This window comes from Nocardioides psychrotolerans, from assembly GCF_900113685.1.
Taxonomy (GTDB): Bacteria; Actinomycetota; Actinomycetes; order Propionibacteriales; family Nocardioidaceae; genus Nocardioides; species Nocardioides psychrotolerans.
Genome location: NZ_FOQG01000024.1, coordinates 1 through 11,849, shown reverse-complemented (window position 1 = coordinate 11,849; position 11,849 = coordinate 1). Strand labels below are relative to the sequence as shown.

Below are 11,849 nucleotides of genomic sequence, written 5' to 3'. Positions count from 1 at the left end.
AGCGAGCACCCCGAGCAACAGGTCATCAGGTCACCAGGACGTGTAGACGAGGTGCTGGAGCAACAGCGCCGCGACCAGCTGGAGTCCTAGCCCCCAGCGCCGCCAGGCATAGGGGAGCAGCACCAGCGACAACGTCATCCACGGGATGAACGGCAGCCAGATCCGCTCGACCTCGGCCTTGCTCATCTGCGAGACGTCGGCGAGCAGGATCGTCAGGAACCCAGCGCCGGCCAGGAGCCGCAGCGTCCGGTCACTGCGTCGGCCTCCAGCCACCAGCACCGCCAACCCGGCGCCGAGCAGGGGACCGGCGGAGAAGGCGAGGGCGGCCAGGTTGCCCCACATCCAGTACGACGCCGGTCGGTCGGTCGCGATGCCCTCGTAATAGCGGTCCACCAGCACGGGGTAGGCCTCCCACCAGGCGAAGCCTCCGACCGCGAAGGCAAGCACCACGGCGACCGCGCTCACGGCCGCGAGCGGCAGCGGCCACCATGACCGGGCGACCAGCAGCACGGCCAGCGCGAGCACACCGAGCAGCGGCAGGCCGTAGGAGAGCATCACGCAGTAGCCCAGCAGCAGCCCCGCGACCACGGACCACGCGACCATCCTTCGACGCGAACCGCGCGAACCGCGCGAACCGCGCGAACCGCGCGAACCGCGAGAATCGCGAGAATCGCGAGAATCGCGAGAATCGCGCGAGCAGGACGTCGCAGCGATCGCCAGCGCGGCCAACCCCCACGCGGCGACGGCGGCGAACAGTGCGTCGGCGGAGACCGCCATGAACACCGCGGCGGGGGTCAGCACGAGGAACGGCGCGGCAGTGCGTGCGTGCGCCTCGGCCCCGAGCACGCGCAGCGTCACCATCACCGCGACCGCGGTCGTCGCGGCGATCGCGGTCACGACGACGCCGGCCGCGAGGTCGCCACCGAGGCCCACCCGGACCAGACCGATGAAGAAGAGCAGCGCCCCGGGTGGGTGGCCCGCCACGTGGGTGACCCAGTTGTCGGGGGAGTCCATCGGGATGCGGTCGATGTACTCGCCGAGCATCACGCCGACGTCGGTGGTCGCGCGGGCCGTCTCGAGGTACTCGTAGGGGTTGCCCAGCACCCGCGACAGCCCCGCCTCGCCGTCGACCAGCGCGAGCGCGAGCAGCCACCCCAGCCCCACGACGTACGACGTGAGCAGCAGGCGGCCCCACGGGAGCCGCTGGGCGAGATCGGGCCCGAACCGCCAGCCCAGGAAGGCGATCAGCAACGCAGGGACGGTGCCGGGACCGAAGAGCTGCGGCATCCAGTAGCCGTGCAGCGGCGCGAGGTCCAGGTCGTCGCGACGAGACGCCACGTCCCAGCCGCCCAGGAGCGGGACCAGGACCGCGGCGGCCATCAGCAGCACGGTGAGGACGAGGCCGACCCAGGCTGCGCGTGAACGGGTCGGCCCGGAGCGCGTCGACAGAGGGGAAGGTGTCGACATGGGGGAGAGCCTACGGACGCCACCCGGCCGGTCCTCGCACCTGAGGCCGGGCGTCACACGTTCGTAAGCCCTGGCGGCACCGGCCGTCAGGCTTTGCCCCCTATTTTAGAGGATGTGCCCACCTGCGACCTCATCCTCCCCTGTCGCGACGAGGCTCTGGCCCTCGTCGGGCTGCTGCCGCAGGTGCCGCAGGACTTCGCCGTGATCGTCGTCGACAACGGCTCGAGCGACGACACCGCCGCGGTGGCCGAGCGCCTCGGAGCGACCGTGGTCCGCGAGGACCGACCCGGCTACGGCTCGGCGGTGCATGCCGGGGTGCTGGCCGCGACCCACGACTATGTCGCCTTCATGGACGGCGACGGCTCCTTCGACCCGGCCGAGCTGCTGCCCATGCTCGCCGACGTCACCGACGGCCGCGCCGACATCGCCGTCGGCCGCCGTCGCCCGGTCTCGCGCGGCGTCTGGCCGTGGCACGCGCGCGCCGGCAACGCGGTCATCGCAGCCTGGCTGCGCCGCCGGATCGGGATGGACGCCCACGACATCGCCCCGATGCGGGTCTGTGGCCGTCAGGCGCTGCTGGACCTCGGGGTTGAGGACCGCCGTTTCGGGTACCCGGTCGAGTTGTTGCAGAAGGCGACCCGCGCTGGCTGGCGGTTCGTCGAGCGTGACGTGACCTACCACCCCCGGGCGGAGGGCACCCGCTCGAAGGTCTCCGGATCCTTCGTCGGCACCGTCCGTGCGGCCCGGGACTTCTGGAAGGTGCTCGACCGATGAAGGTGCTCGTCCTCGCCAAGGCCCCCGTGGCGGGCCGCGTCAAGACCCGCCTCGGCGCCGACGTCGGTCTCGACCGCGCCGCCGACCTGGCCGCGGCCGCCCTGCTCGACACCATCGCCGCGGGCTCTGCTGCGACCGATCACCGCCACCTCGCGCTCGATGGCGACCTCGCGGCCGCCGTCCGGGGCGACGAGCTCCGCGAGGCCCTCGCCGGGTGGACGATCACACCCCAGCGAGGCGACGGCTTCGCCGAGCGCCTGGTCAACGCCCACCTCGACGCAGGTCCCGGCGTCGTCGTGCAGATCGGCATGGACACCCCCCACGCGAGCGCCGCCGACCTCCGGGCCGCCGCCGACGCCCTCGGCGGCGACGACGTGGTCCTCGGCCCCGCGCTCGACGGTGGCTGGTGGGTCCTCGTCCGCCGCGACGTCTCCGCCGCGGCTCCGCTCGCCGAGGTCGAGATGTCCACCCCCACGACGTACGACGACACGCTGGCCGCGCTGCGCGCCTCCGGGCTGAGGGTGGTCACCACCGTCGCGCTGCGCGACGTCGACACGGTCGCCGACGCCGACGCGGTGGCGGCACTCGCGCCGGGCACCCGCTTCGCCCGGGCCTGGGTCTCGGCAGGGGCAACCCCATGACGCAGCTGGAGTCCTTCTCGAGCGTCTTCGCCCTCGCTCTGCGCGGCGCCCCCTGCCACGTGGTCGGCCTGCACGCGACACCGGCCCGCCTGCCCGTCGGCGACTGGGTGCGCGGGGCGGACGCTGCCGACCACGCGATCCTCGCGCAGTGCGACGGCGCGACCATCGACATCGGCTGCGGCCCCGGCCGCCTGGCCGCTGCGCTCGCCGATCTCGGTCACGTCGTGCTCGGCATCGACGTGGTCCAGGAGGCGGTCGAGCAGACCCTTGCGCGGGGCGTCTCGGCGCTCCAGCGTGACGTCTTCGACCCGATCCCCGGCGAGGGTCGCTGGGGCACCGCGCTGCTGGCCGATGGCAACGTCGGGATCGGCGGCGACCCGCTCCGGTTGATCGGCCGCGCCCGTCAGCTGCTCGACCCCCGCGGGCGCATCGTCGTCGAGCTGGCGCCTCCCGGGGTGCCGACGACGACTAGCTGGGCGACGCTCGAGTGCGGCGACGCCCGCAGCCGGCCCTTCCGTTGGTCCGTCGTCGGGGTCGACGGCATCGCGTCCCTGGCCACAGAAGCCGGGATGTCCGTCCACTCCCTCGGGAGCCGTGCCGACCGCTGGTTCGGCGTACTTCAGGAGGCCCTGTGACCACCGCCCTCAAGGCACCCACCCCCGCGAGCTTCACGTCGCGGCTGCACAGCCCGGCCGTGGCCGCGCGGGTCGGGGTCTGGCTCGGGGTGTGCTTCGGCGTCGCCTTCCTCACCGGACTGATCAGCCACTACGCGCAGAACGTCTCGCAGCCGATCCCGTTCCCGACGTCACCATCATGGGGCTACCGCGTCACCCAGGGCCTGCACGTCATCACCGGCACCGCCGCGATCCCGCTGCTGCTGGTCAAGCTCTGGACGGTCTACCCGAAGTTCTTCGAGCGTCCGCCGCGCAACGTGCGCCGGGTCGTCGTCGAGGTGCTCGAGCGCGTCAACACCGGGCTGCTGGTCTCCGCCGGCATCTTCCTGCTCGTCACCGGCACCCTCAACGTCGCCCAGTGGTACCCCTGGGAGTTCTCCTACCGGCGCACCCACTACGCCGTCGCATGGGTCGCGATCGGCGCGCTGGTCGTGCACATCGCGGTGAAGCTCCCGATCATCCGCGACGCGCTCCGTGGTGACGTCGACGACACCACCCACGACGATCCAGCCGCGACGCGCGACGGCGGGGTCTCGCGCCGCGGGTTGCTCACCACCACGTGGGTGGCCGGGGGACTGGCCGTGCTCACCACGGCTGGCAGCACCGTCCCGGCGCTGCGCGACCTGTCGATCTTCGGCGTCCGCTCCGGCGACGGCCCGGGCGGCATCCCGATCAACAAGTCGGCGGTCGCCGCGGACGTCACGGCGACCGCGACCAGCTCGTCGTACTCCTTGAGCGTGGTCCACGGCGACAACGCCGTCACCCTCACCCGCGAGGAACTGTCGGCGATGACCCAGCGCACCGAGACGCTGCCGATCGCCTGCGTCGAGGGGTGGAGCGCCAGCGGCGAGTGGACCGGTGTGCGACTGCGCGACCTGCTCGACCTCGTCGGTGCCCCGCGCGATCGCGACGTCGCGATCGGCTCGCTCCAGCAGGAGGGCGCCTTCCGCGACTCGCTGCTCCAGGGCAACTTCGCCGACGACGACCGCACGCTGCTCGCGCTCCAGCTCGACGGGGAGCCGCTGTCCATCGACCACGGCTACCCCTGCCGCCTGATCGCGCCCAACCGCCCCGGCGTGCTCCAGACCAAGTGGGTCTCCACCATCGAGGTGGCGACGTGACCCGGGTGCTGCTGGTCGTCGTGGGCGTGCTGCTCGGTGCCTACGGCGCGTGGCTGCTGCTGAGCCGCCAGGACACCGACGGCAACATCGCCACCGGGACCTGGCTGGTCGCCGGAGTCCTCCTCCACGACTTCCTGCTGGTCCCGGTCGTGCTGGTGGTGATGGGTCTCGGCTCCCGTCTCCTGCCCGGCGCCTGGAGCGCGCCGGTCGCGGTCGGGGTCGTCGTGCTCGGGAGCCTCACGCTCGTGGCGGTCCCGGTGCTGGGCCGCTTCGGTGCCCGATCGGACAACCCGACCCTCCTCGACCGCCCCTACGTGGCCGGCTGGCTGGTGCTCGCCGCGCTGGTTGCAGTGGTGGTCGTGGCCGTCTCCCTCCTACGCTCACGTCGGGGCGCCCAGAGCGGCGCCGCACCCGAGGGGGAGTAATGGCGCAGGTGCTGGTGGTCGACGACGACGAGACCGTGCGTGAGGTCGTCGTGTCCTACCTGCGCGCCGCCGAGCACGTCGTCCGCGAGGCCGGCGACGGCGAGAGCGCGCTGGCCGCGATGCGCGAGCAGCCCGCCGACCTCGTCGTGCTCGACCTGATGATGCCGGGCATGGACGGGATCGAGGTCTGCCGTCGGCTGCGACTCTCCGGCGAGGTGCCGGTCATCATGCTGACCGCGCGCGGCAGCGAGCAGGACCGCGTGGTCGGTCTCGAGCACGGCGCCGACGACTACGTGACCAAGCCCTTCAGCCCCCGCGAGCTGGTGCTGCGCGTCGACTCGGTGCTCCGACGCACGGGTGGGGGAGCGGCCGAGCTGCCCGCCGTCGTCAGCGACGGCGACCTCGTCGTCGACCACACCCGCCGTGAGGCCACCCGCGCCGGCGTCCCCCTGGCCCTGACCGGGCGCGAGCTCGACCTGCTGCGCTTCCTGGTCGCCCATCCCGGCACGGCGTTCTCGCGCGACGACCTGCTCCGACAGGTTTGGGGCTGGTCCATCGGCGACCAGTCCACCGTCACCGTCCACGTCCGTCGGCTCCGCGAGAAGGTCGAGACCGACCCCACCCACCCCACGCGGCTCGTGACCGTCTGGGGCGTCGGCTACCGCTGGGAGGCAGCCTCGTGAGCGCTCAGGTCCAGATCGTGCTGGTCGCCGCCACGTGGGCCGTCGTCGTGGGGGTCGTCGGGCTCGCCTTCGGCTGGTTGCTGCGCCACCGCTCGCTGCGCCTCCAGTTCGGCCTCGTGGCCGTCACGGCGGTGCTGGCGGTCCTGGCCGGCGTCCTGGCGGTGGCGCGCAAGATGTTCATCTCCGACCACGACTTCGAGGTCATCACGATCGTGACCGCCACGGCCGGCGTCGTGTCGCTGCTCGTGGCGATGTTGCTGAGCATGGCGATCGTGACCTGGTCTCACGGCTTCCGCGAGGACGTACGACGAGTGGGCGCCCGCGTGCCCTCCACCGACGCCCCCCTGCCCCGGCGTCGCGGGCCGCGCGAGCTCCAGGACCTCTCGACCGAGCTCGCCTCGGCCACCCTGCGGCTGGCGGAGTCCCGCGCCCGCGAGACGCGGCTGGAGGAGGCGCGTCGCGAGCTGGTCTCGTGGGTCTCCCACGACCTGCGCACGCCGCTGGCCGGCATGCGCGCCATGACCGAGGCGCTCGAGGACGGGATGGCGCCCGACCCGGAGCGCTACCACCGCCAGATCCGGGCCGAGGTCGACCGGATGGTGCGCATGGTCGACGACCTCTTCGAGCTGTCCCGCATCCACGCCGGCGTGCTTCCGCTGGCTCCCGAGCGGGTGCCGGTCGGCGACCTCATCAGCGAGGCGATCGCAGGCGCCGACCCGGTGGCGCGCGCCCGCGGCGTCCGGCTCGAGGGCAGCGTCGAGGACGGTCTCGAGATCACCGCCGACCCCGGTGGTCTCTCCCGGGTGCTGGCCAACCTGATCATGAACGGCATCCGCCACACGCCGGCCGACGGCCTGGTCGAGATCCGTGCGCGTGCCCTCGAGGGCGGCGTCGAGCTCAGCGTCACCGACGGCTGCGGCGGCATCGCCGAGGAGGACCGGGCCCGTGTCTTCGACGTCGCGTGGCAGGGCGGTGCGGCCCGCACCCCCGATCTCACCGACGTGCACACCTCCCGGGCCGGCCTCGGCCTGGCGATCGTCAAGGGCATCGTCGAGGCCCACCGGGGCAACGTCTCGGTCGAGAACGTCGTCGAGCCCGCGCCCGGCTCGGGTTGTCGCTTCCTCGTGGTGCTGCCGACCTGATCCGCGAGCCGGGACCTGCGGCTCGGCGACACGCCGCCCCAGGTCCTGGCTCGAACAGGTGTTCGGGGTAGATTCTGCGGTGAAAGCAGGCCCAGGTCACCACCGGCCGGGGCGTTCTCCACAGGTCAGCAGTCAGGGCCGGAGCACTGTCGGTGCTCGGGTCTAGCGTCCTTCCCAGACGACACGGACCCACACCCCACGCACTCCACAGAGACGAAGGACGGACACACCATGGCTGGAGATCCCCGCGACAAGGCCCTCGACGCCGCGCTGCTCAACATCGAGAAGCAGTTCGGCAAGGGCTCGGTCATGCGCCTGGGCGACGAGACCCGCGCCCCCCTCGAGGTCATCCCGACCGGCTCGATCGCCCTCGACATCGCGCTGGGTCTCGGTGGCCTCCCGCGCGGTCGCGTGGTCGAGATCTACGGTCCGGAGTCCTCCGGCAAGACGACCGTCGCGCTGCACGCCGTGGCCAACGCCCAGCGTGCCGGCGGCATCGTTGCCTTCATCGACGCTGAGCACGCGCTCGACCCCGACTACGCCAAGAACCTCGGCGTCGACACCGACGCCCTGCTGGTCTCGCAGCCCGACTCCGGTGAGCAGGCCCTCGAGATCGCCGACATGCTGATCCGCTCCGGTGCACTCGACCTGATCGTCATCGACTCGGTCGCCGCGCTCGTGCCCCGCGCCGAGATCGAGGGCGAGATGGGCGACAGCCATGTCGGCCTCCAGGCCCGCCTGATGAGCCAGGCGCTGCGCAAGATGACCGGTGCGCTCAACAACTCCAACACCACGATGATCTTCATCAACCAGCTGCGCGAGAAGATCGGCGTCATGTTCGGCTCGCCCGAGACCACCACGGGTGGCAAGGCGCTGAAGTTCTACGCCTCGGTGCGCCTCGACGTACGCCGCATCGAGACGCTCAAGGACGGCACCGACATGGTCGGCAACCGCACCCGCGTCAAGGTCGTCAAGAACAAGGTGGCCCCGCCGTTCAAGCAGGCCGAGTTCGACATCATGTACGGCAAGGGGATCAGCCGCGAGGGCGGCCTGATCGACGTCGGTGTCGATGCGGGCCTGGTCCGCAAGGCCGGCGCTTGGTACACCTACGAGGGCGACCAGCTCGGCCAGGGCAAGGAAAACGCGCGCACGTTCCTGCACGACAACCCCGACCTCGCCAACGAGCTCGAGAAGCGCATCCTCGAGAAGCTCGGCATCGGCCCCACCGTGGACGCCCCCGCCCCCGCCCCCGCCCCCGCCGACGCGCTGAGCGACGAGCCGATCGGCGTCGACTCGTTCTGAACGAGGAGCACTGATGTCTCTCGACGAGGACCGTCCCCCGCCGACGTGGGCGGGGGACGTCTCGGTCGGCGTGGACGCGTGGACACGTGGTCGCGCGTCGGTCGAGCCGGGCGCCGAGACCCGACCTAGGACGTCTCGCCGCTCGTCCGACGGCCGCCGTCCGAGTCGGCGTGCGTCGGGCGGGAGCATCCCACCCCCCGAGGACCCCGTGACCCAGGTCCCGGAGGCCGACCCGGAGTCGGTCGCCCGCAAGATCCTGCTCGACAAGCTGACCGGCCAGCCGCGCACCCGCAGCGAGCTGCGGGCCAAGCTGGCCAAGAAGTTGGTGCCCGACGATGTGGCGACACGCCTCCTCGACCGCTTCGAGGAGGTCGGGCTGATCGACGACGAGGCGTTCGCGCGCCTCTGGATCGGCAGCCGCCAGCCCGGCAAGGGGCTGGCCCGTCGGGCGTTGGCGCAGGAGCTGCGCCGCAAGGGCATCGACGACGAGGTCGCCCGCGAGGCCCTCGACGAGATCGACCCGGCCGACGAGGAACACGCCGCTCGCCTGCTGGTGCGCAAGAAGCTTCGCTCCCTGACCCGGGTCGACGAGCAGACGGCCCTGCGCCGCCTGGTCGGGATGCTCGCCCGCAAGGGCTATGGCTCCGGCATGGCCTTCGAGGTCGTCCGCGACGAGCTTCGCTCGGCCGAGCGTGAGGATCTCGACGCTCCCGACGCCTGACCAGCGCCCGGGGATGTCACAATCGGCCCCGTGGCCGACGAGCGCGAGATCCTGACCTACGAGCTGTTCGGCACCGCTGTGCGTGAGCTTGCCCAGCAGGTGGCCGACGACGGCTTCGAGCCGGACCTGATCCTCTCCGTCGCCCGCGGTGGTCTGGGGCTCGGCATGGGCCTGGGCTACGCCCTGGGCGTCAAGAACCTCTCGGCGGTCAACGTCGAGTTCTACACCGGGATCGACACCCGGCTCGACGTGCCGATCATGCTCCCGCCGACCCCGGCGGCGGTCGAGCTGTCGGGACTGAAGGTGCTGATCGCCGACGACGTCGCCGACACCGGCAAGACCCTCGAGATCGTCCGGGACTTCTGCGCCGACCATGTTGCCGAGGCCCGGGAGGCCGTCATCTACGAGAAGCCGTGGACGGTCGTCCACCCGGCCTACGTCTGGCGGCGCACCGAGCGGTGGATCGACTTCCCCTGGTCGAGCCAGGCTCCGGTCACGCCGGCGAGCGGCACGGCAGGATGACGTCCGTGAGCGCCCACCCCCTCCTCCTGGCCACCGGCCCGTCCGGCCCCGTCGACCTCGCCGCGTTCGAGACCGAGGCAGCCCCTGGGTTCGAAGGCTCCAAGATCGAGGGCAAGCAGGCACTGCTCGACCTCGGCCCTGAGCTCGCCGAGCTCCAGGAACGACTCTTCGCCGAGGGCCGGAGCGGTGGCACCCGGCGGGTCCTGCTGGTCCTGCAGGGCATGGACACCTCCGGCAAGGGTGGAGTGGTGCGCTCGACGATCGGGCTCTTCGACCCGCAGGGCGTCCGCATCACCTCGTTCAAGGCGCCCACCGACGAGGAGCGCGCCCATGACTTCCTCTGGCGCATCCGCAACGCCGCCCCCGGCGCGGGATACGTCGGGGTCTTCGACCGCTCCCACTACGAGGACGTGCTGATCGCCCGGGTCCGCTCGCTGGCGCCGGCCGAGGAGATCGAGCGACGCTACGCCGCGATCAACGACTTCGAGCGGGAGCTGACCGGGGAGGGCGTCACGATCCTCAAGTGCATGCTGCACATCTCGGCCGACGAGCAGGAGCAGCGGCTGCTTGCGCGTCTCGACGACCCGAGCAAGCACTGGAAGTTCAACCCCGGTGACATCGACGAGCGCGCCGAGTGGGCGGCCTACCAGCAGGCCTACGAGGTCGCGCTGGAGCGCACCCACACCGACCATGCCCCGTGGCACGTGGTGCCGTCCGACAAGAAGTGGTTCCGCAACCTGGCCGTCGGTCAGCTGCTCCGGGACACCCTCGTGGGGCTCGATCCTCAGTGGCCGGCCGCCGACTTCGACGTCGCCGAGCAGCGCAGGCGGTTGGTCGATGAGGATCCGGTCTCGTGATCGAGACCGTCTCCGTCACCCGCTACATCACCCCGCTGCGCGAGGGCGGCAGCCTGCCCGGCGTGGTCGAGGCAGACGACCTGGGCACCTACGTCTGCAAGTTCCGTGGCGCCGGCCAGGGCATCCGCGTGCTCGTGGCCGAGGTGATCGTGGGAGAGCTGGCGCGCAGGATCGGCCTGGATACCCCCCGGCTGGTGGCGCTGGAGCTCGACCCCGACATCGCCCGCTACGAGGCAGACGAGGAGGTGCAGGACCTCCTCAACGCCAGCCCCGGCCTCAACCTCGGTGTCGACTTCCTGCCCGGTGCCTTCGGCTGGGACGGCGACGTGCCGACCGGGGGCGAGCTGGCCTCGACGGTGCTGTGGCTCGACGCCTTCTGCGCCAACGTCGACCGCAGCTGGCGCAACCCCAACCTGTTGCGCTGGCATGGCGACCTGTGGGTCATCGACCACGGTGCCGCTCTCTACTTCCACCACGCCTGGGCAGGCGGCGTCACCGACCCCGCCCGCTTCGCGGTCCAGGCGTGGGACCCGTCCGACCACGTGCTGCTGGACCGAGCCCAGGACCTCGGGGCCGTCGATGGTCGACTCTCCGCGCTGGTCACGCCCGAGCTGCTGACCGAGGTCGTCGCCCAGGTGCCCGACGCGTGGCTCGACCCCGAGTCGACCCCGGGAGTGGCTGACAGCGCCGCGCTGCGGGCGTCGTACGTCGAGTTCCTCACCGCGCGCCTGCGGACGCGGCAGTGGCTGCCGAAGCTGGCCGGCTGATGACCGAGCGCCTGGCCTACCAATACGTCGTGCTGCGCTGCGTGCCGCGCGTCGAGCGCGAAGAGTTCGTCAACGTCGGAGTGGTCCTCTACTGCCACGCCACCGACTTCCTCGCCGCTGCCTGGCACGTCGATCCCGAGCGGCTGCGCGCCTTCGACCCTGGCGTCGATGTCGACCAGGTGTGCGACGCCCTCGACTTCGTGGACGCAGTCTGCGCCGGCCGCGTGCGCGCGGGGGTGGTGGCCGCCAAGCCGACCACCCAGCGTTTCGGGTTCGTGAAGGCGCCCCGGAGCACCGTGCTGCAGCCCGGGCCGGTCCACGGTGGCGTCACCACCGACCCGTCGCGCCAGCTCGAGCACCTGCTCCACCAGCTCGTCGGTTAGCCGAGTCGGCGCAATGTTGGCTCTTGTGACTTATCCGTGGGTCATGGTGGGCTGGGGGGTGCTCGGCCGGGGAGTGCGGGGCGGTGTCCGCCGAGGTTGAGCATTGCGAGGGCGATGAGTGCGTCGGGTGATCGGAATTCGAAGGCGATGCGGGTGATGAGGCGGATCTTGGTGTTGACCGATTCGATGCGTCCGTTGGACAGGCCGTGCTCGATCGCGGCGAGGATCGCGTGTCGGTGTTTCACGATGCGTCGTTGGAGCTCGACGAAGGCCGGGAGCCGGCAGCGGCGGGCCCATCTGATCCAGGCCTCGAGTGCCTCGACGGCTTCGCCGTAGGGGAGTTGGAAGATCAGCCGGAGGCCTTCTTTGA

Annotated in this window: 15 protein-coding genes; 13 read left to right on the top strand and 2 right to left on the bottom strand. The window is 71.7% G+C overall.

Annotated elements, in window-relative coordinates:
* Positions 1-30: 30 nt before the first annotated feature.
* Positions 31-1,467, bottom strand: a complete 1,437-nt coding sequence (locus BM204_RS20145) for a hypothetical protein (protein ID WP_091117180.1) — start codon at positions 1,465-1,467, stop codon at positions 31-33.
* A 114-nt stretch (positions 1,468-1,581) separates the two neighbouring features.
* Here BM204_RS20145 and BM204_RS20140 point away from each other — a divergent pair, with 114 nt between their 5' ends.
* The 13 genes from BM204_RS20140 (at position 1,582) to BM204_RS20080 (ending at position 11,479) form a co-directional block, all read left to right on the top strand.
* Complete coding sequence (locus BM204_RS20140) at positions 1,582-2,241, top strand: glycosyltransferase family 2 protein (RefSeq protein ID WP_091117178.1); 660 nt, start codon at positions 1,582-1,584, stop codon at positions 2,239-2,241.
* Positions 2,238-2,882 carry a TIGR04282 family arsenosugar biosynthesis glycosyltransferase gene (locus BM204_RS20135; protein WP_091117177.1) on the top strand — a complete coding sequence of 215 codons (645 nt, stop codon included), beginning with the start codon at positions 2,238-2,240 and terminating at the stop codon, positions 2,880-2,882. Before BM204_RS20140 ends, BM204_RS20135 begins: the two co-directional genes overlap by 4 nt.
* Positions 2,879-3,517, top strand: a complete 639-nt coding sequence (locus tag BM204_RS20130) for a methyltransferase domain-containing protein (RefSeq protein ID WP_091117175.1) — start codon at positions 2,879-2,881, stop codon at positions 3,515-3,517. Before BM204_RS20135 ends, BM204_RS20130 begins: the two co-directional genes overlap by 4 nt.
* Positions 3,514-4,677, top strand: coding sequence for a molybdopterin-dependent oxidoreductase (locus tag BM204_RS20125; RefSeq protein WP_091117173.1), 1,164 nt, complete (start codon positions 3,514-3,516; stop codon positions 4,675-4,677). Before BM204_RS20130 ends, BM204_RS20125 begins: the two co-directional genes overlap by 4 nt.
* Positions 4,674-5,102 carry a hypothetical protein gene (locus tag BM204_RS20120; RefSeq protein ID WP_091117171.1) on the top strand — a complete coding sequence of 143 codons (429 nt, stop codon included), beginning with the start codon at positions 4,674-4,676 and terminating at the stop codon, positions 5,100-5,102. The genes BM204_RS20125 and BM204_RS20120 overlap by 4 nt, the downstream gene beginning before the upstream one ends.
* Positions 5,102-5,785: a response regulator transcription factor gene (locus BM204_RS20115; RefSeq protein WP_091117170.1), complete on the top strand. Its 684-nt coding sequence runs from the start codon at positions 5,102-5,104 to the stop codon at positions 5,783-5,785. Before BM204_RS20120 ends, BM204_RS20115 begins: the two co-directional genes overlap by 1 nt.
* Complete coding sequence (locus BM204_RS20110; RefSeq protein WP_091117168.1) at positions 5,782-6,927, top strand: sensor histidine kinase; 1,146 nt, start codon at positions 5,782-5,784, stop codon at positions 6,925-6,927. Before BM204_RS20115 ends, BM204_RS20110 begins: the two co-directional genes overlap by 4 nt.
* Positions 6,928-7,158: 231 nt before the next feature.
* Positions 7,159-8,229: a recombinase RecA gene (recA, locus tag BM204_RS20105; protein ID WP_091117166.1), complete on the top strand. Its 1,071-nt coding sequence runs from the start codon at positions 7,159-7,161 to the stop codon at positions 8,227-8,229.
* 208 nt (positions 8,230-8,437) lie between these two features.
* Entirely contained in the window at positions 8,438-8,950 is a 513-nt protein-coding gene (locus tag BM204_RS20100; protein WP_256215805.1) for a regulatory protein RecX, read from the top strand.
* Between the two features lie 30 nt (positions 8,951-8,980).
* Positions 8,981-9,472 carry a phosphoribosyltransferase gene (locus BM204_RS20095; protein ID WP_091117163.1) on the top strand — a complete coding sequence of 164 codons (492 nt, stop codon included), beginning with the start codon at positions 8,981-8,983 and terminating at the stop codon, positions 9,470-9,472.
* 5 nt (positions 9,473-9,477) lie between these two features.
* Positions 9,478-10,329, top strand: a complete 852-nt coding sequence (locus BM204_RS20090) for a polyphosphate kinase 2 family protein (RefSeq protein WP_246166545.1) — start codon at positions 9,478-9,480, stop codon at positions 10,327-10,329.
* Positions 10,326-11,096 carry a HipA family kinase gene (locus BM204_RS20085; RefSeq protein WP_091117160.1) on the top strand — a complete coding sequence of 257 codons (771 nt, stop codon included), beginning with the start codon at positions 10,326-10,328 and terminating at the stop codon, positions 11,094-11,096. The genes BM204_RS20090 and BM204_RS20085 overlap by 4 nt, the downstream gene beginning before the upstream one ends.
* The gene (locus BM204_RS20080) at positions 11,096-11,479 is read left to right on the top strand and encodes a DUF3037 domain-containing protein (protein ID WP_091117214.1); all 384 of its coding nucleotides are present in this window, start codon (positions 11,096-11,098) and stop codon (positions 11,477-11,479) included. The genes BM204_RS20085 and BM204_RS20080 overlap by 1 nt, the downstream gene beginning before the upstream one ends.
* A 41-nt stretch (positions 11,480-11,520) precedes the next feature.
* Here BM204_RS20080 and BM204_RS20075 read toward each other — a convergent pair.
* Positions 11,521-11,849: transposase (locus BM204_RS20075; protein WP_143099852.1), on the bottom strand; the 329-nt coding region annotated here is incomplete at its 5' end.

Coding starts and splice junctions, on each gene's coding strand:
- BM204_RS20135 (WP_091117177.1), top strand. CDS start 2,238: ATGAAGGTGCTCGTCCTCGCCAAGGCCCCCGTGGCGGGCCGCGTCAAG.
- BM204_RS20130 (WP_091117175.1), top strand. CDS start 2,879: ATGACGCAGCTGGAGTCCTTCTCGAGCGTCTTCGCCCTCGCTCTGCGC.
- BM204_RS20115 (WP_091117170.1), top strand. CDS start 5,102: ATGGCGCAGGTGCTGGTGGTCGACGACGACGAGACCGTGCGTGAGGTC.
- recA (WP_091117166.1), top strand. CDS start 7,159: ATGGCTGGAGATCCCCGCGACAAGGCCCTCGACGCCGCGCTGCTCAAC.
- BM204_RS20145 (WP_091117180.1), bottom strand. CDS start 1,467: ATGTCGACACCTTCCCCTCTGTCGACGCGCTCCGGGCCGACCCGTTCA.
- BM204_RS20080 (WP_091117214.1), top strand. CDS start 11,096: ATGACCGAGCGCCTGGCCTACCAATACGTCGTGCTGCGCTGCGTGCCG.